Genomic DNA, 18,719 nt, shown 5'->3' with positions numbered 1-18,719 from the left:
AAAGCGTCTTAAATAGAAACAAAATACGCTCAAATTTGTTTATTTTATTAACAGCGCTGTGTTACAATAGCCTACTGTGTTTTAATAGATGCCAAAATGCCTCCAAACGACAAAACAAAACCATTTCTCCTTACTATGTTGGGTACAGATACCACGTTATCTCCCACCACGAAGAAAATCAAAAAAGACCATGTTTTAAAAAAAGGAGAGATCGTTAGTGATTATCCAAAGGGAGAATCACTAAGTTTGGTGAGCATGCAAGTTCAGGTTGCCAATAAAACTGCGATAAATAAAGGCCCAATCCCCTATAAAACAGATGAAGTCACGGTAATTAATGGCCCGACAACGACCGGTACGAACGTTGGCGAAAAGATTGGTTTTGGTGTTGCGGAAATATTATTTGCGGTTGCCCGTGGACAACAGCCTATTAATATCATTGCCCACAGTCGAGGGGCTGTTGAATCCATACTGATTACTCATGAAATCCAAGCCATACAAAATATGATTTCAGCATATAGCTCAATGGATGAAGTCATTGCCGAGCTCCTCCGGCAACAAACTGAACGACGTAAGGCCCAAAAACCGGTTAATAACACTCCCGATATTATCGAACATTTAAAAGCACAATTAAAAGACATTCCCCAAGAGGCGCAAGCAAGCTGGTTTGAGTCGCTGAAACAGAATATACCTAATACCTCGATTAACTTTTTTGGTATTGACCCTGTTCCCGGGGATTGCTTTCCTATCACCTGGTATGACGATCGTTACTTTACCATGCCCGCGATTGCCCAAAACGTACAGATTCTCTATTACGAAAATGAGCATTCTTCCTTAGGATTTACACCTGCATGGGTGCAACCCGAATCACCAGAGCAAAAATTTGTGTGTCATACTATGCCGGGACATCATGGTACAGGCTCCGCTGGAAATAATGGCTCACAGCAAAAAGTGGTCGAGACCGACGCCTCGGTAAAAGCAACGCATGTGCAGAAATTATTAATTTATAAATTATTGGACTTCTTAAGCCAACATGGGACCCTCTTTAACGATCTAAGCCAAGAGCTTTTTCAGAGGCATTCTGCTTTAGGACGAAAATATGCCTTCATGGTTAAGGATGAAAAGCAAGAAGTTAAGGCCGCCGATGCTTTTGCCGCACTAGGGCAAGTCGTCCATCTTAAGCCGGTCGCTGAGCAGAGCGAACTCGAATTAGTTGCAGCGCTCGTTGAACCGCAGGAGCCGGTAAGCCCGTCATCCCCCAAAGATAAAAAAATTGATGCGGCTAAACTGGATTTCCCCGCAATCTATCGTGAACTGTATAACAAAATCACGAAAAACAAAAAAGCATACGAGGCTTTTAATACTACCTGTTATACCATGATGGGAGTAACCCCTCAGCGTCGAATTCTGCGCAAAGGCGACGCCGATAAAACAAGTCATACTTATGGACTTCTTAACGATGCGCTTCCCATGAGAGCGGGCTTTATTAATGATGAACAAGCCAGGCTAATCCAAGAATACTTTTTCAGCCTGTTCCAATTAGAGCATCCCCCTGAGAATCTGGCAGACATTGTTAATGCCGTGAATTCTGTTTTAGAACAAAATATTCGTCCCCTTGCTGAACATGATGTAAAAGAAGAGAGGATCGAGGATCTCCATAGCAGTTATGTTGCCGTATCTGAAAAACGCGCAAACCTGCGCGACCCAGCAACACGTGAAGTAGTGAGCAAAACTTTTCGTAACGTCATTCAATTAGTCAGTACGCAGTATTTAACTATTGATTGGAGTTCCGTAGAGAAAAAAGTAGAAAAACAACAACTTTTTAATGCCATTATTAACTTAATCGAAAAATTTAAAGAATTAGCAGCACTGGAAGACCCCACTGCACAGGACTTTGTTGGTGAACTAAAAAGTCTCGCCGTATCTGGAATTGGGGAAACATTAGAAGATCAATATCAAATATTAAGCAAAAACTATACGCGCATTAATCGGTCTACAGATGTAGGGTTGCAACGCTTTTTCAATGATCTGGGCACTCAATTTGCTGCCCCAAACAGCAGCGCGTCAATAAATGACATGATTACAGAAATCATGAAATCGCCTGCCTACTTAGAATTAGCCGATCATCCACCCATCCTTAAAATCTCCCACCTTTTTGAACAACTGCGCATCAACGGCTATGCAGAATTAATTATCGGAATCGAGGCAAACTTTAAACTACATCGGTCACAATTTGCTTCCGCTGAGTTCGATAGCCAAGAAATCAATATAATTGAAGAACTTGCTAAAAACTTTGTCGAGCAATATACCGAGAGTATGGAAGCTTTTGCAATGCTCCATGAGCAAATGCACGTCTTTATGAATGATTTAAGTGCTTTAAGCAATCTCGTTCCTGAAAAAACCAAAGACTTTGGTGCCTATGTACTTAAACTTCGTGAAAGCTCACAGGCTCTAGTTATAAAGGCAGCGCAAAAATTCTATTGCGGCCATGCCGTGGATGAACTTCCTCCGATTGCGGCAATGGGGTCTTTTGCTGAATTAGCGGAAGATTACGCTATTGAGCACTACGGTATCGCCGATCGCACGAAAGAAAGACAAGTAGCCTTGGAAAATGCGAATAGACAGCTTCATGACACGAAGGAGCAATTACAAAGAGAAAAGCTCGATGTAGAACATCAATTAAATATACAAACCGAGACCAATGCAAACGTAGAAAGACAATTACAGAAAGAGATAAAAGAAAAGCAAGATTTTCAGGACGCTTTAAATAGCGAGGAAGAGGCAAAATGTCTTTTACTCATTAGCCAAAAGTTAAGACCGATGACGGAAGAATACTTGCAGAAACTAAAAAACTCAAGCAGCAATGAAAAAGGCAGCAGAGCAGAAAAAATAGACCATCTGAAGGAATTACTGCAAAGCCTAGATAATAAGGTTAAGGAACCCACGCCCTCTAAGCGAGTCGGTGACTTTTATAATAAATTACATACCGCTACCGACGCGCTTAACCAACATCGCGATAAAGAATGGATACGCTATGTGAAATATACCGTGATTGCGGGAGCTATTTTGGCGACAGCAGTTTTTCCTGGGTTATTGTGCTTGATGGTGTATGCAAAATATACGGGTAACTCACCTTACTTCTGGGCCCCTCAGGGCAATGCTGTTGTTAATGAATTGTTAAAAGTTCGTCCATCGAATAAAGCAAGCCCGACCGAACCGGAAGTAAGCGCAGAGGTACGAGTACCCGTTCTATAGAACAAAAGAACTCTTCTGTAGGGGGCAATGCCTGCATATCAGAAAAGCCGCCCCCTTTTAAAACACAGCCCTCATTTATCAGGCATGTCAAGGCAGCCGCCTCTAAATATAAATAAAAAAATTTACTGCAGAATCAAAAATGTAGTGCTAGACTTTAGTTCGAGTGGGCTGCAGTGTGTTCCACGGATAGCTATTTAGATTGATTGTTTGTATTAATAATAAAAAAAGTATAAAGAAGGATGGTATTAAATATGGAAGCAACTAAACGTACATTTTTACGCACTACTCTTGCTGTTGCATTAACCTCTGGCGTTGTATTTGCTGCAGCTGCTGCGCCTAGTTCAGGACAATTAGTCGTTGTTAACAGCTTAGGTAACGTAAGCACTACCAATACTGGGGCATCTGCTTCTAGCTTTTCTGTAGTAGTATCTGATAGTTCTGGCCCTTGCTCAACCACTGCAAGTGTTGCTTATAACGGCACTGTTACTGTTAAATGGAATGCCTCTGCTACTCACAGTACTACTTCATGTACTGACATCACTAGCGTTGCAGTTACTCCACTTAAGGCAACTGTTGGCTCTGTTTCAACCATTATATATGACAGTGTAACCTCTACAACTGTTCCTGCAGTAACTGCAACTGCGGTTACGTTTACAGCACCCACAACAGCTTATCCAAATATGGCACTAGTTGTTAATGGTAATGGAACTCCAGCGTCAGCTGTAACAGCTAGTGCTACTGCATGGGGCGTTGGTGCTGCCGCAGCTCCAGTATTTGATGCAGGTAACGGTTCATTAACTACTGTAGGTGTTCCTGGTGCTCAAGGTGCTTATGGCTTGAAAGCGGAAAACATCATGAGACGTTATGCTATTCTTCCAATGCAAGCAGCACAATAATAATAATACTAATTAGCTGCGACAACTCAGCTCAGAAAGAGGCTGCATTGCATTCTGAGCTGAGGGGTCAAACAAATAAGATTTACGGGCGATTGCATGAAATATATTAGTTTACTCTTAGTTGCCTTCTTGGCAATATTGACTCTCTCTGGCTGTGGTCAAAAAGGCTCTCTCTATTTACCTCAACCTGAAACAGTAAAAAAAGCAACTCCTAATTCTAAATAAATGATATGAGTATAAAATTTACTAAAATGCATGGACTCGGCAATGACTTCATCGTCATTGATGGTATTAATCAAAAGATTGATCTTAGCCCCGAGCAGATAAGCCTAATCGCACAGCGTAATACCGGCATTGGTTTTGATCAGCTCTTACTCATTGAACCCAGCGATCAAGCAAATGTTGATTTTAAATATCGTATTTTTAATGCTGACGGCCACGAAGTTGGTCAATGCGGTAATGGAGCACGTTGTCTTGCAGCCTTTGCGAAATATTACGGTTTAACACCAAAAAATAGTTTAACGGTTGCCACCTCCACCACCCAAATGCAATTACATATCAATAATGATAATAGCATTAGTGTTGATATGGGAGTTCCACGTCTTGCCCCCAAAGATATCCCTTTAATCGCCGAGCACCAAGCGGAGGCGTACACCATAAACTTAGAGGAAGGAGAGACGGCAATTGTTCATGCGCTGAGCGTGGGCAATCCTCATGCTGTTTTATTAGTTCATGATACCGAAATGGCTCCAGTCCATACGCTAGGTCAGCAAATTAGCCATCATCCTCGCTTTCCTGAGCAAGTAAATGTTGGTTTTATGCAAATTATTAATCCACGCCAAATCAAATTAAGGGTCTATGAACGCGGTTGTGGTGAAACACTTGCTTGTGGCAGTGGTGCTGTGGCCGCAGCAGCAGCTGGCCGTTTATATCATCAACTCGAACCACAAATAACCGTATCCTTACCTGGTGGCGATTTGGTTATTGACTGGCCCGCCTTTGAGAAACCCATCACCCTAACAGGCCCGGCAGCCTTCGTTTATGAGGGAGTACTTCTTTCCCTTGGATAGCAACGACAGAAACTGATGCAAAATATGACCTCCAATCCTAGACTCTAACCATCTACTTCATATATTTTACTCGTTGATCGTGCATTCAAAGCATTGGCAGACAAAGAAAAGAAATACCTGCTGCTGATGCGGCGCATATTTTACATGAGCAATTGGTTGAGGAGAAAAATAAATGCATAGCAGATGGCTATCCTCCTAGCGTATTTGTAGGTAAATGCACTGTATATTACAGGATGCACGGCAAGGTGAATTAGGAAATACTCGCGGTATTTTAGGAAAAATCGCATCCGCCTTACTATTTATTATCAGCTTTGGCCAAGCAAGCGTAAAAAATGATTCCATCAAGAAATTGACGGAAGTAAATAGTTCATTGCGGCAAGTCAGCTTTTTTTCCAACCTCCAAGTGGATACTGATAATTCAAGCACCGCCGTGGCTGATAATCATATAGCCCCCAAAGACTAATCCTCTAAAGCTTACAACGACGGGTAGCATCAGCTCATCGAGAGAATGCAGCTAAAGCTGCACTGTCGTTGTGGGCTGCGAAGATACTCCATTTTGCGCCTCTTTTTTCGCCTCGTCTTTGGTAAAAAAACCATCGTTAAAACTATTTACCATCCACCCCCAGGTAGATTGGGCAGTTTTAACCACGTGTTCCGAATAAACAGCAAGAGCTTCTTTGGTTACCATCATCACCTGGCCCACCTCCGTACCCGCGCTGGTTACCGCCAACATGTGCTCGTTTAGCTGGGGCAATGGTGTATTAAACTCCGCTGCAGTTCGTATCAATTTATCAGGACCATCGTTTATTTGCTTTATTAATAAGGTGGTTTCACTCAAAGGGTGCCGTTGGCATGATAAAGCTAACAGGCGAAAATGATTCTCCATAAATGGACCTTGATTGCATTTTAACCAAGCATATAATCGAAGCTGATTTTCATTGTGGTGCACAACATAATTGAATAAGGCCTGTATCTTGGTGCGAGTTTCAAACTCGTCACTTGGCGAATCAGTAAATTTATAGCGTGTTAAAGCTCGGCCGAGCGCTTCAAATTGTCCCTGAGTTAATATTGCAGGCGGCTCCATTTCCCTTAAGAGCCCTTGGATGTCTTTCTCTATGGGCAACGTTGGTTCATCTACTATGGATGTCTCTATTATCGCGATAGGCCGAGTCATTGATTCGGGCATAACGTACATCGGATTATTGGCGGTAAAAAAACCGGTCCACCCATAAAACCAACATCGTTTTAGGTATTTAATTAAACCAGAAAACAGCCCCTCGCTCTTACAAAGCTGCAGCTCAAATTCAGCTTCAGCACGTGCCTGTTGCACCATTTGCATCATCTCAGGCTCTAGCATGGACAATTCATTTAGTGCCCATGAGCAAAGATGAACAATCATTTGATAGTTGCTTTCCCCCCCCATGAAACCAAAATGGCGTATGGTTGCCCTTGCATCATAGGTAAACAACGCGTGAATAATGCGTTCATTATAAGAAGCTTGCTGTTGTATTACGGCAGAAAATAGGGCGTCTTTCAAGCGAGCATCTAATTGAGCACTATCCAGTAAGAAAATTAACCGCGAAATTATTTGGTTATTCTTAGCATGCCCCAGGGAGTGACCAAGATAATCATTAATTAGGTGCTGAATAGGTTTTATATCACCACGGTAATGGATTAGGAAATATTCGAAAAAGTTAATGCTTTGGTATTGGCCAAGGAACTCGCTTATTGTAGCCTCCATTTCATCATTCTGCAGTTGCGATGGATTCGGGCTATTATCAAGAACGATAGGCTGTACTATTTTTTGGATATTTAGACGTCCATTATGATATAGGGGATAGACACTGCCAGCTAAGGCATTAGCTTTTAAGTAACCACAAAAATAATTACTGGTAAGTTCGCGAGTCTTAACTTGAATGTCTTTAAGCTCAGAAACACTTTCTAAAGCCAATAATAATTCAATTGCTTCGGCAGAAAAGACATGTTTGGCATGCAGCAAACTGCTGGTCAATTGTTTAATAAATGCAGTGTATGCTTCGTAATAATGCCCATTCAGGTACAGTTTCATCGCTAAAATTAAATGCGATTCTTGATTTATCAGCAAGAGCAATTTTTTCGGCAGTGGATGGAACAAAGGCAAGTGCTCGATGATCGCAGAGGTCAATAATACTTGTTTACTGTGCTCTTGGTCTTTTATCGCATCAATAATTTCTGAATAGATAAGCTTCATTAAATGAGCCAATACATAATGTGCATTGGGTAAAAAAGCATAGTGTCGTACCCAATAGAAAATTAATTCACGATGCAAATACTTATACAATAAGGCTTGTACTTGTGCCGTGTTTAATTGATGAAAATGCGGAATGGAGCAAAGTAAACTTACAGCGGCTTCTGGATCTAATTTGTTAATGAGTTCCGTTGAAAGGATCGTTACATCAAGTTGATGAATCCAGGCATTCAGGCGCGATGGCTCGGTACGGGATTCTTTAAATGCAATGCGATTTAATACGGATTCACCCTTTAAATTAATTAAATACTCACTGTGCCCTAAGAGACGCACAATTAACAAGGTCCGCACTTTGGGTTCATGCATGATATCGATTAATTCAATTAGTTCTTGCGGCGTAAATTGATGTTCTTCAAGGGAGGAGATGAATTTGAGTCGCGAACTTGAGTTATTGTTAATTTCAGCTAAATAAGCCTCATTCCCTAAAGCTGCTTTAAACAAGTCTAATTTTCCAGGCATGCAACTCTCCCGTTGGCCTATATCGCGATGTGAGCCTTATAGCAGATTCACATAAATACTCCTTTTTTCAGGATAGCTGTTTGAAAAAAAAACGCAATAGTTAAGCTTAGTTAGCCATGAAGGGTATGAGTTCAGGTTCTAAATACTTTTTGTCTAAGAAGCAGGCTGGTTATTGGCAGCTGCTAATTGATGTTTTTTAAGCTTCCAGCGCTTATGCATCCAATTCCATTGCTCGGGATGAGCGAGAATAATACGCTCTAAAGCTTGATTATAAGCAAGGGTATTATGATAAAGTGATTCGGCGGTAGAACCATAATCCTTCCAGGGAATCGCCTCAAAAAACTCTAAAACATGCTTGCCATTAGGCAGGCGATATCCGGCGGCAGGAATTACGGGAACCCCTGTATAACGCGACAACGTGGCTAAACTGCGATAGGTTCCTGCTTTTTCACCAAAAAACTCTACGGCAATTCCATCGCGGTTAACTAAAGAAGCATGCTGATCTAAAACAAAAATTACCGCATGATTTTGCTCTAAAGCCGCACATACTTTATCAAGCGAATTTTTCTTAGGGATTACATTTAAGCCAGCCTGGTAATACTGCTTAAATAAGCTACGCTCAATAAGCTTAATCGATAAGGTACGGCGGATAAAATGAAACTGACCTTGAAACTCTTTAAAGTTGAGCACCCCACCTATTGGCGCAACTTCCCAGTTACCAAAATGTCCAGTGAGGGTCAGCACTCCCTTTTGTTGAGCAACTACCGACAACATGTGCTCATGACCACGCACTTCAACAAGCTGGCGGAGTTGCTCGTCGCTCATAAAACGTAGTTGTAACGCTTCTTTAAATGATTTAAGCAAATGTGAATAATAAGATTTCACTAAATGGTTTTTTAGCGACAAACTTAAGCGCTCACCATAAACGCGATCGATATTCGCCATGATGACCTGCCGCTTATAAGGAGCAAACCTAAAAATGGCTCGCCCCCAAAAGCTGGTGGGTAATGCGCTAATTTGTTGCTCTAAATCATTCACAGGCTTTAATCACCAAACACGTGTTCATACTGGCAAATCCGCGATTAACTACTAAAGCATGATTCGCCTTACCTAAAGAGCGATGCTCTGCATTAATGGATAATCCCTCACAGCTATTTGCGGTTTGCTGCAAATTAGCAATCCCAGGAATACATTGATTTTCCAAAGCATATGTTGCCATAACCGCATCAATTAGTCCTGACGCACAAATAGTATGCCCCATAGACCATTTAAAGGAGGTGACTGGTGTTTGATGTTCAGCAAAAACGCCTTTTATTGCCTGAGCTTCACTGTCATCTGATTTCACATTACCATTACCATGTGCCACAATCATGCCAATATCTTGGGGATGAATTGCGGTAGAATCTAAAGTACGTTGCATCAGGGCGGCTAATTGCTGGCCGTCATTCTCAATAGAAAATAAGCCAGTTGCTTCTGTAGCTGATAAGCCACCCATCACTTCACCATAACAGCGTGCTGAACGCGCACGTACACTCGCCTCGCTCTCCAAGACGATTGCCGCCGCCCCCTCAGCCATGATGGTACCATCATGTTCGGCATCAAAAGGTTTTAAGTGGCGCTCACTTAAGACTCCTAATTGATTGTAATAGTATAAAGATTGCGGTTCAGTTGCCACGTCATAGGCAACAACCACTGCACGGTCAACCTGTCCGCTAACAATTGCATGATAGGCCTCGATCAATGCTTGAGTTCCGCCTACCGCATGGTTGGTCACATTATGATTAGGACCTTTAAATCCATAAGTAATACCGGTATATGCTAAGACGTTATTCGGGAGAATACGCAATAACCACATAGGGTGCACTTCATCAAATAATTGTTGTGCAAAGGGTTGCATCTCACCTTGCGATTTAGCAAGCAAGGGTAAAAAATCATATTGTTGGAAATACTTATTGCCAGGCGAGCCAACAAAAATCGCGGTTTGCTCATTGAAATCATCAGCGCTTTCTAAGCCATCACGATAAGGAATCATTTGGCTGTGCTCAACCGCCTGAACTGCAGCATTGATACCAATCACATCCTGACGTGAAATAACTTTAATGAGCTTTCTATCCGGTAACATTTTTGCCGGTTGAAAATCTTTAAGCTCCCCGCCAAGACGAGCTGCCCATTGCGATAAATCCCAGTCGCGAATTTCATCAATTCCACTCTTCCCTGTAGAAATAGACTCCCAGGTTGCATCAGCAGTGTTTCCTGAGGCAGTTAAAGCACTACGGCCGGTAATAAATACTCTATTGTTTTGACTCATCGCCCTGCTCCTTCAAATTCAGGATGCTTAAATAACAAGCAGCTATTCGAGCCACCAAAACCAAATGAATCAGATAAAACTACACCTAAAGATTTTTCACGGGGGCCATCAACAACATAATCCAAATTACACTCCGGATCTGGCGTCGTTAAATTTGCAGTTTTGGGAATTTGACCTTGCTCAATGGATTTAACCGATAAGACGGCTTCCAGCGCTCCTGCTGCAGCAATCAAATGTCCGGTTTGTCCTTTGGTTGAGCTCACCGGCAAATGGGTTGCACGCTCACCAAATACCGCTTTAATCGCGTTGGTTTCACTTAAGTCATTCATCTTAGTTGAAGTACCGTGCGCATTGATGTAATCCACATCCGATGCCTGTACTCCCGCATCATTTAATGCACGCTGCATGGCTTGAATCGCGCCATCCCCATTAGGATGCGAATCAGTAATACGATAAGAACTAAGCGAGTTACCTTCGCCGGCCAACTCGGCATAAATACGCGCACCGCGCGCCTTTGCTTTATCCCAGTCTTCAAGAATCAAAAAGGCAGCGCCTTCACCCAAAACAAAACCATTGCGAGTGCCATCAAAAGGACGGCTGGCCGTTTCGGGAGTCTCATTATAGGTAGATAATGCGCCTAATAAACAAAAGCTGGAAAGACCAATGGGGTTTATCATTGAATCAAAACCACCAGCCAGCATAAAATCAGCTTCACCACGACGAATCACTTGCATGGCAAGCCCTAAAGCCTGACCACCCGAAGCACAAGCAGTATGTACCGAAGAGGCATAACCACGCATACCAAATTGTTGAATTAATAGAGATAACCCAGAATTCGTGGTGGTTTTACCAAAGTCTGCCAGTTGATAAAACTCGCGCGACTTTTCTTGTAATTGGCTCCAGTTAACCTCACCATCTTGAGCGCAGACCTTCTGAAAGCGATGCAAATAATCAAACTCCGAAGTCATCATTCCGCTACCGGTGACCACGCCCCATTGCGATGCAGTTTCCTCGGTAGGCAAAATACCCGCATCATCAAATGCCTGGCGTGCAGCTTCTAAAGCATATTGGGTAAAGGACATGGCAAAACGAGAATGCTTGTTGGCTAATGCCGGATTAGGCTGGAAATTCTTTACTTCTGCCGCAATATGTGTGGGAAATGCGCTGGCATCAAATTGTTTAATCTCAGCGATTCCCGATTTCCCAGCCAATAAATTGGACCAGGTAGATTCAACATCAAGACCAATAGGAGACACCGCCCCTAAGCCTGTAATTGCAACTCGTCTGTTTTTCACGTTATTTACCTCGAGGAATAAGCACCACATCCACAACACAAACCCGCTTTCCAGCAACTTCGCTGCGAAAAGCCAAGATTAACTCATTTTCCGTGTGCCGTTTTACGGTTACATAACACTCAATCACATCTCCAGGATGGACAAATTCATTCATTTTTATCTTGCGCAGCTCACTGACGCAATAAGCTTCTGCAAATGCTGCACGCGCAACAAATTCACGAGCTAGATTCAACTTACACTCCAATAACACCGTCATTGGTAAAACAGGATTCTTGGGGAAGTGGTCCGGCAGATAAGGTGCGGCACGAGTGATTCGCTTTATGGCGGTCAAACTAACCCCAGATTCACTGGAGGTGATACGGTCAAAAGTCATTGAAACCGTGCGCGTAGCATCATTATGAGCAATTTGTTGCTCATCTAATAAGGGGACGCTATCTGCGCTAAGTGCAGCCCAATCGCCTGGATTATCAATTTCAGCGTATTGTTGTTTCACTTCTTCCATGCTAATAAAATCAGTCATGGGTAATAAGGGGCCTAAGGCACCTTCAACGCAAAAAACCAGCTCGCTTCCTACTCGGGCAATACTATGATACTGCACCGCGCGATCATCGACTTGGTCGATAAACGACTCGAGTAATAAAGTCTCACCAACATAAGCGGGTCTATGTAACTGGGCACTGGCAACAATACCGGCAACTGGGCGTTGGGAAAAACCATTATGATGCATCACATTCCAAGCAGCCAATTGTCCTAGAGTTTCACCGATTAAAGAAGGGATAAAACAAAGACGCCCCTGCTCATCAGTGGTCAGGAAGGTATCATCACGTGTTATGTGCTTAATCCCCCGGATTAATTCTCCGGGAGATGAGTGCACAATGCGATCAACAAACAAAAATCTCATCGCTGATCACGCAGTAACTTGTTGTTCATTCATTGCAGAAACCACTAATTTACAAAAAGTTTCAACCGTAAATAAAGTTGGGATTTCGTTAACTTTCATGCTTGATTTGAATTGATCCGCAGGAACTTCACTCAAATAATTTTGCAAGGCAATCAGGCCTTGTGCTGTTAACACGCCACCTTTTTCAAATTCATCTTCGGCTAAATCGCCACGCGCATTCTTTTCTAATTGACCACGTGGAATTTTAATTTTGAATTCTTTTTCCAATTGGAAAACTAAATCAAGAAAATCAATTGATTCAGCACCTAAGTCAGCAATTAAGCGACTGTTTTGAGAGACTTCGTCTTCATCAATTACAAGTACATCGGCAACGATTTCTCTAACCTTAGGATAAACGTCAGCTACATTCATATTTTTTCCTCAGAGATTCAGGCTGGTTCACAAAGCCGCAAAGTATATCATAGATTTTTTTAAAGACATAAAATTAACATAAATTGGTTAAAAAAAGACAATAATAACTGGCGTAAGGAGAGACGCTGACGCCATGCGGCATGTCCGCACGACGTCAAGAGAAGAAGAATTAACTATCAGAAGATAATGAAAAAACCACACGCAGTGTTCTTACAAAACTACCCGACTTGGCTATAACCAGCATCCACAAACAAAGTATGCCCATTAATCATATCGGCTTCGGGCAAGCACAACAAATAAACCGCATTAGCAACATCTTGTGGCGTTAATGGTCTATCACTCAGAGCATGCGCTTGATACTCATCTAATAATTGCTCCCGGTTTGGGAAGTGCTTTAATGCATCGGTATCAACTACCCCAGCGGAAACCGTATTCACGGTAACCCCATCAACAGCTAATTCCAGACTTAATGAACGAACCAAAGCTTCTAGAGCGGCTTTAGATGCGCCAATAAAGGCATAATTAGGAATAGCACGATGGGCGCCTAAACTCGATAAAGCAATAACCCGACTACCTCGTGGCATCAAGGCGCGGCCTTCAGAGGCAAGATGATTTAATGCCAATGCATTCGTTTCTAAGCACCAGCGCCAGTGTTTAGTTGACATTTTCAACGCCGGCTTTAAAACGCCACTTGCCGCATTACTCACCAAGAAATTAAGGTGATCAAAATGCTCACGGAATTGGGCAAACATTTCCTTGACTGATTGATGGTCTGCCACATTTGCCTGTAATGCAACGGCTTTCCGACCCATTGCCTGAATCTCTTGGACTAGAGCCTGAGCTTCATCGGAGCTATTGTAGTAAACGACAGCAATATCGCATCCAGCTTGAGCCAACTTTAATGCAGTAGCCTTACCGATACCTCGTGCGCCACCAGTAATTAACCCAACTTTTCCTGCAAAATTTAAACTCATGGAACAACCCTCTGACTAAAATGGTGCATTGTCATTTTTATTCAGCCGGAATGCAATCTTTACTGTATTAAATTTTCAAAGATCTTGTTTCTGGATGTCTAACTTTGTACTATCCCCACACCACATGCCAACCCTAATAATTATTGATGACATACCCCTGGTCTAAAACTGTATTTCCTATCGCCGCCATTTTTTCATTCCGTATGCTGGGTTTATTTTTACTGATCCCTGTATTTAGCATTTATGCTGAAAATTTGCAGGGAGCAACTCCGGCGTTAATTGGTCTTGCGTTAGGAATCTATGGTCTGGGACAAGGGATTTTACAGATGCCTTTTGGCTTTTTTTCAGACAAAATTGGTCGCAAACCAATTATTACTATCGGCCTGATTTTATTTGCCCTCGGTAGCATCCTGGGAGCCATAACCGACTCCATCTATGGCATGATTATCGCTAGAACCATCCAAGGCACCGGAGCAATTGGTAGTGTTTTGATTGCCCTCCTTGCCGATTTAACACCTGATGGACAACGTACCAAAGCGATGGCCGTGATCGGCATGACCATTGGTACCTCCTTTAGTTTAGCCATGGTAATCAGCCCTGCCTTATCGCATCGTTATGGCTTAGCTGGTATTTTTTATCTAACCGCAGGATTAGCCCTATTAGGCTTACTCTTACTGCATTGGGTCATCCCCCAACCCCAAAAAGAACGCTTTCATGCTGACAGTGAAGCTAATCCGGCTTTATTCAAACACGTGGTTCGCAATAAACATCTGCTGCGTCTTGATGTAGGTATTTTCTGCCAGCACTTTATTCTTACCTCCACGTTTTTTGCCATTCCGTTTATCTTAAGAACACAGGTAGAACAAGGACACTTAGCACAACAATGGCATTTTTATTTGCCACTCATGTTAGGGGCCTTCTTATTAATGGTGCCTTTTATCATTATTGCGGAAAAGAAAAAGCTCATGAAACGTATTTTCTTGAGTTCGATTGTAGTCATCACTCTGGCACAACTGCTCTTAGCCTATAGCCATCAAAATTGGTTAAGCCTTTGCCTGCTCATGCTTGCCTTTTTTATTGCTTTTAATATCCTCGAAGCAGCCCTTCCTTCATTAGTCTCGAAGCAGGCCCAACCCAATAGTAAAGGAACGGCCATGGGGATTTATTCAACCAGCCAGTTTTTAGGTATTTTCATTGGGGGTGCGCTTGCAGGTCTTTTATACCAGTGGAATGGCAGTCAGGGTATCTTCATGGTGAATGCCCTATTGGCCGCGCTGTGGTTCGTTATCGCCTATTCGATGCAGCCGAACGTTTATGTAGCAACTTTAATCCTCGCCTGTGACTGGCTTGAGAAAAAAGAAGAAGTGATAAATCAACTACTAAGTGCTCCAGGCATTCTTGAAGTTGTATTTGCCAAGGAAGAACAAGTGCTTTATTTGCGCGTAAATAGAGAACATTATGTTGAAGGCAGCGCGGAGCAAACACTCAGAGCTGCCTCTCGTTAGGAGAGCCATTTATTATGTTTGCCAAGGATGTAATCGCAACACCAGCATCACCTATATTTATTATGCTTTCAGGAGCGCCCTGTGTCGGAAAATCGACTTGGCGTGGGCAAATGGTGCAAGAACTGAATCGCCTGAATATGCCGGTTACGGTTCTTTGTGCAGATGATATAGCGTTTCAAATGGGCGATGAGCTCCAATTATCTTATAGCGATATTTTCGCCCATCATCGCAACGCCTTAGAAGAGCGATTCAAACAAGAATTATTACAAGCCAGGAGGCAATCTGGTGGATATGTCATTCTGGATAGAACCTATTTAAATGCGCTGTGGCGCAAAGAAACACTTGACCTAATCCATTCGAAAAACGTACATATCGTCTCCTTTAGCGTAAATGATGAAAAGGCCTGGCGAGAAAATTTAAAGCATAGAAATGAACAAAATCCGCAAAAAAATATTACGGATAAAATCGTTGAGGAGCTCGTTAATGGAGCAAGCCCTCCACTCAAAGAAGAAGGCTTTGCCTCCATCAAAAAGTGCCTCGCAATTAGTGAGAAAGGCGCACAAGCAACATTTACCCATTCCATCCGTACCTTGCTTAGCTATTGTAAAGCAACCGAAACGCATACCGCTGATTTGCATTGCCATTTAAATGGTAGTTTTAGCTTAGCGTTTATGGAGAGAGTAGCCAGAAAAAACAATTGCTTTAGTGCTTATGAAGAATTAGTCAAAGTGAGAGAGCATTATTTAACACAAACCCAAAACCAACCCGAGGAAGGATATTCAGGAGAGCAAATAGCCTTGGTCTGGAAACAATTTGGTTTAATTCACAAAATAATTCAGACTCTTGATGACATTAGCGAAGGTACCATGGATGTCATTCTAAACTCAGCAGCAAAGTATTTGGAAATACGCACCACGCCAAAGTGCATCGATAATCATTCGGTTACAGAATATATTGATGCGTTTGAACGAGGATTAGTCCAGGCTCAAGCCCTAAATAATAACCAAAAAGCCATGGGCTTATTAAGCTTGGATAGAACCCTGCATACGCTAAATGATGCGGAATTTTTTATACAGCGTATTCTTGCCAGCTCACAACACGTGCTTGCAGGCATCGATATATCCGGCAACCCATTAGCGAAACGGAGTTTAAGCGGACACGATTTAAAAAATGTGGTTTTATTAACGCTAAACAAAGGGATAAACATCGCTGTACATATGGGAGAGTCAGAGACCGACCTTGAGCGCCATGATAGCGATATGGTTCTCGATGCCCTGGAGGAATGGGTAAAACAACAACCCTCTCCGAATAACGCGCTGCATGGACGAGTACGCTTAGGCCATTGTATTTATGTAACGGAGCAACAAAAATTGCGAATTAAGGAACTGAATGTTCCGATCGAGGTTTGCCCCACCTGCCATACGAAGCTTAATTGGCATTATGAATCAACCCCACATCCAGTAAGCTCCATTTATCCAGGAGTTGAAGCGCCCTTGGTAGCCGGAACGGATGATACCCTTCCGTTTGGTGGCACGGCAAAAAGCAACTTTAATGATTTTCTACGCTTCTTTAACAATACCGAGAACTTAAGTCGTAAAGAAATAAAAGCCCATCAATCAACCTTTCGCTTTACTGCCCATTAAGGTCGATGTAATTCCCTCCCCCGAATGTCCCTATTCGGGGAGCAGACACGTGCACCATATGCTGCGAAAATGAAGGCAGTTAGGTTAACGCAGACGCTATGTAACAGGTGCAACTTCCCATGTAAGCATTTCAGCTGGCTCTGATCGTTTCGCCTGCTTTCCAAATAGCCCCATTGAATGCCAAGACGTCTTTTCATGAAGTGTTGTAACATTAGGTTGCAGCGGGGAATTAAATAAGGAATGAGACCAATAGTTCTTTTGACATACCTCACCAATAACCTGCACCACCACTTCCGGAGCCTCCTGTTCGGGCAAGGGCAAACGGATATAGAGCTCACTGAGATTTTCTTTCATATTTGCCAACTGCTGATAACCAAGAACATTCAACCCTAATCCACTTAACTCAGAGAAAAGGCCGATGAGAGCACTAGTTATTGTTTCAACAGCAGGCTGTGTATCAACCGGTATAAACTGAAGCAACGTTAAGCTCACTACCAAAGTACCGAGAATCAGAGCGAGTTCCGGAGCGACTTCATATACTTTCGTAAGAAATAGTGCACTGGCAATCAAGCTTAAAATGCTGATAACCGAGGTAAGAACTAGCAATACTTCGAGCATTGAACCAGATAATAGTAAAACGCCCCCCAAAGCGCCTACCAGCATCCCCGTACTTACTAGCCCCACTCCAATGGGAGCAAGATTAAAATACGCTGAAAGGGGCCTAATAACCTGGTTGATAGGGTTTGCCAAATAAACAAGACCGCGAACCAATACCGGCAGCGCAAACATAAAGAGTGTTAACTCAGGGAACAATACAATTGGCAGAGCCAATGCCGAGATCAATCCTGCCATCTTTAGCAGCAAAGGTACGATACGATATTTATCAGAAGATAACGTGGCTAAATCCCTAGTTATATCTTTAATGCTTGCTTGCAGCCAATGTCCCAGCACCGCGGTCATCGCATCATAAGCGCTGCATACCATGAAACAAAGCCATTTAATTGGAGAGGCGAGCTTACGTGAGGCGAGAATGGAGTCCCACTTTCCCAAGGCAATTGCTTCGCGATAAACAATATCGTTAAGCTCTTCTTCGGCAAAAAATTGAATAATTAATTGATACCAATTTTGCTTGAGGGTATTAAATAAAGATGGCTCATAGACGGTGCGATAAAAAGCCTCTCCTCGTATAGCCTTAATTTCATTACTGTGTTGCTCCAGCCACAGAGCAAACTGTAAAAAGGTTTTATGCGCATCAATAAATTGCTGTTGTTCGTGCTTCGACGACAATGAGTGGACGTAATGAGACATTGAGTCAAAATAGTCGTCTATTTGCTCTTTCATTCGCAAATCAACACAATCCAGAGGAAGCGCATCAGCGAATGGTCTAATCGTTCTTAAAAGATCAAACCCTAGCTGAGTTGGCTTAAGGAGCTCATCGACCGCCTCCATAATCGCTATAAATTTCTTGGTTAACGGGTCATCGCCATTGGTTTTATCAGGATGATATTTAACAACAAGCTTTTTCTTCTGCTGCTTTATGCGTGCAGATAACTCATCATCATTTAATTGTCCTAATTGAGTAGCTATCTGCTCTTCCGAAAACTCTAGTTGGCGCAAAAGCTCAATTTGCTTAGCAGTAAAAGGCATTGACTCACATCCGCAAAAAAGCAACCACTATACACAAATAATGAACAAAAAACAACAAAGACAAGCAATGA

Annotated in this window: 15 protein-coding genes; 7 read left to right on the top strand and 8 right to left on the bottom strand. The window is 42.5% G+C overall.

The genetic code is table 11. The annotated features are described in order from the left end of the window. Positions 1-96 precede the first annotated feature (96 nt). The 5 genes from ACD661_RS09840 to ACD661_RS09820 all read left to right on the top strand — a co-directional run bounded on the left by ACD661_RS09840 (position 97) and on the right by ACD661_RS09820 (position 5,681). Positions 97-3,252, top strand: coding sequence for a hypothetical protein (locus ACD661_RS09840; protein ID WP_400187684.1), 3,156 nt, complete (start codon positions 97-99; stop codon positions 3,250-3,252). Positions 3,253-3,503: 251 nt separating this feature from the next. Further along, complete coding sequence (locus ACD661_RS09835; RefSeq protein WP_400187683.1) at positions 3,504-4,148, top strand: hypothetical protein; 645 nt, start codon at positions 3,504-3,506, stop codon at positions 4,146-4,148. A gap of 96 nt (positions 4,149-4,244) precedes the next feature. Next, the gene (lptM, locus tag ACD661_RS09830; RefSeq protein WP_400187682.1) at positions 4,245-4,373 is read left to right on the top strand and encodes an LPS translocon maturation chaperone LptM; all 129 of its coding nucleotides are present in this window, start codon (positions 4,245-4,247) and stop codon (positions 4,371-4,373) included. A gap of 5 nt (positions 4,374-4,378) precedes the next feature. Beyond that, entirely contained in the window at positions 4,379-5,218 is an 840-nt protein-coding gene (gene dapF, locus ACD661_RS09825; protein WP_400187681.1) for a diaminopimelate epimerase, read from the top strand. 214 nt (positions 5,219-5,432) lie between these two features. Continuing rightward, a complete protein-coding gene (locus ACD661_RS09820; protein WP_400187680.1) occupies positions 5,433-5,681 on the top strand; it encodes a hypothetical protein in 249 nt (82 codons plus the stop codon). Between the two features lie 51 nt (positions 5,682-5,732). Here the strand turns inward: ACD661_RS09820 and ACD661_RS09815 are convergent, their stop codons facing one another. The 7 genes from ACD661_RS09815 to fabL all read right to left on the bottom strand — a co-directional run bounded on the left by ACD661_RS09815 (position 5,733) and on the right by fabL (position 13,853). Then, positions 5,733-7,964, bottom strand: coding sequence for a hypothetical protein (locus ACD661_RS09815; protein WP_400187679.1), 2,232 nt, complete (start codon positions 7,962-7,964; stop codon positions 5,733-5,735). A 153-nt stretch (positions 7,965-8,117) separates the two neighbouring features. Further along, on the bottom strand, positions 8,118-9,002 hold the full coding sequence (locus ACD661_RS09810) for a lysophospholipid acyltransferase family protein (protein WP_400187678.1): 885 nt from the start codon (positions 9,000-9,002) through the stop codon (positions 8,118-8,120). Beyond that, a complete protein-coding gene (locus ACD661_RS09805) occupies positions 8,995-10,272 on the bottom strand; it encodes a beta-ketoacyl-[acyl-carrier-protein] synthase family protein (RefSeq protein ID WP_400187677.1) in 1,278 nt (425 codons plus the stop codon). The genes ACD661_RS09810 and ACD661_RS09805 overlap by 8 nt, the downstream gene beginning before the upstream one ends. Further along, complete coding sequence (locus tag ACD661_RS09800) at positions 10,269-11,597, bottom strand: beta-ketoacyl-[acyl-carrier-protein] synthase family protein (RefSeq protein ID WP_400187898.1); 1,329 nt, start codon at positions 11,595-11,597, stop codon at positions 10,269-10,271. Before ACD661_RS09800 ends, ACD661_RS09805 begins: the two co-directional genes overlap by 4 nt. Then, entirely contained in the window at positions 11,569-12,468 is a 900-nt protein-coding gene (locus ACD661_RS09795) for an ApeI family dehydratase (RefSeq protein WP_400187676.1), read from the bottom strand. Before ACD661_RS09795 ends, ACD661_RS09800 begins: the two co-directional genes overlap by 29 nt. Positions 12,469-12,474: 6 nt before the next feature. Beyond that, positions 12,475-12,879 carry an acyl carrier protein gene (locus tag ACD661_RS09790; RefSeq protein ID WP_400187675.1) on the bottom strand — a complete coding sequence of 135 codons (405 nt, stop codon included), beginning with the start codon at positions 12,877-12,879 and terminating at the stop codon, positions 12,475-12,477. A 218-nt stretch (positions 12,880-13,097) separates the two neighbouring features. After that, positions 13,098-13,853 (bottom strand): enoyl-[acyl-carrier-protein] reductase FabL, encoded by a 756-nt coding sequence (gene fabL / locus ACD661_RS09785; RefSeq protein WP_400187674.1) that lies wholly within the window; start codon positions 13,851-13,853, stop codon positions 13,098-13,100. Between the two features lie 146 nt (positions 13,854-13,999). Between fabL and ACD661_RS09780 the strand changes: the two genes are divergently transcribed. Together ACD661_RS09780 and ACD661_RS09775 are read left to right on the top strand one after the other, a co-directional pair. Continuing rightward, the gene (locus ACD661_RS09780) at positions 14,000-15,358 is read left to right on the top strand and encodes an MFS transporter (protein WP_400187673.1); all 1,359 of its coding nucleotides are present in this window, start codon (positions 14,000-14,002) and stop codon (positions 15,356-15,358) included. Positions 15,359-15,372: 14 nt separating this feature from the next. Next, complete coding sequence (locus tag ACD661_RS09775) at positions 15,373-17,001, top strand: AAA family ATPase (protein WP_400187672.1); 1,629 nt, start codon at positions 15,373-15,375, stop codon at positions 16,999-17,001. 96 nt (positions 17,002-17,097) lie between these two features. Here ACD661_RS09775 and ACD661_RS09770 read toward each other — a convergent pair whose 3' ends face one another. Next, complete coding sequence (locus tag ACD661_RS09770) at positions 17,098-18,648, bottom strand: hypothetical protein (protein ID WP_400187671.1); 1,551 nt, start codon at positions 18,646-18,648, stop codon at positions 17,098-17,100. Between the last annotated feature and the right edge of the window lie 71 nt (positions 18,649-18,719).

Source organism: Legionella lytica (genome assembly GCF_044626755.1).
In the GTDB taxonomy this organism is placed as follows: Bacteria; Pseudomonadota; Gammaproteobacteria; order Legionellales; family Legionellaceae; genus Legionella; species Legionella lytica_A.
This window is presented reverse-complemented; position numbering and strand designations above follow the sequence as displayed.

Excerpts from the sequence above, each read along its gene's own strand:
- ACD661_RS09815 (WP_400187679.1), bottom strand. The coding sequence starts at position 7,964 with ATGCCTGGAAAATTAGACTTGTTTAAAGCAGCTTTAGGGAATGAGGCT.
- fabL (WP_400187674.1), bottom strand. The coding sequence starts at position 13,853 with ATGAGTTTAAATTTTGCAGGAAAAGTTGGGTTAATTACTGGTGGCGCA.
- ACD661_RS09775 (WP_400187672.1), top strand. The coding sequence starts at position 15,373 with ATGTTTGCCAAGGATGTAATCGCAACACCAGCATCACCTATATTTATT.
- ACD661_RS09840 (WP_400187684.1), top strand. The coding sequence starts at position 97 with ATGCCTCCAAACGACAAAACAAAACCATTTCTCCTTACTATGTTGGGT.
- ACD661_RS09795 (WP_400187676.1), bottom strand. The coding sequence starts at position 12,468 with ATGAGATTTTTGTTTGTTGATCGCATTGTGCACTCATCTCCCGGAGAA.
- dapF (WP_400187681.1), top strand. The coding sequence starts at position 4,379 with ATGAGTATAAAATTTACTAAAATGCATGGACTCGGCAATGACTTCATC.
- ACD661_RS09805 (WP_400187677.1), bottom strand. The coding sequence starts at position 10,272 with ATGAGTCAAAACAATAGAGTATTTATTACCGGCCGTAGTGCTTTAACT.
- ACD661_RS09770 (WP_400187671.1), bottom strand. The coding sequence starts at position 18,648 with ATGCCTTTTACTGCTAAGCAAATTGAGCTTTTGCGCCAACTAGAGTTT.
- ACD661_RS09780 (WP_400187673.1), top strand. The coding sequence starts at position 14,000 with ATGACATACCCCTGGTCTAAAACTGTATTTCCTATCGCCGCCATTTTT.
- lptM (WP_400187682.1), top strand. The coding sequence starts at position 4,245 with ATGAAATATATTAGTTTACTCTTAGTTGCCTTCTTGGCAATATTGACT.
- ACD661_RS09835 (WP_400187683.1), top strand. The coding sequence starts at position 3,504 with ATGGAAGCAACTAAACGTACATTTTTACGCACTACTCTTGCTGTTGCA.
- ACD661_RS09790 (WP_400187675.1), bottom strand. The coding sequence starts at position 12,879 with ATGAATGTAGCTGACGTTTATCCTAAGGTTAGAGAAATCGTTGCCGAT.
- ACD661_RS09800 (WP_400187898.1), bottom strand. The coding sequence starts at position 11,597 with ATGTGGTGCTTATTCCTCGAGGTAAATAACGTGAAAAACAGACGAGTT.
- ACD661_RS09820 (WP_400187680.1), top strand. The coding sequence starts at position 5,433 with ATGCACTGTATATTACAGGATGCACGGCAAGGTGAATTAGGAAATACT.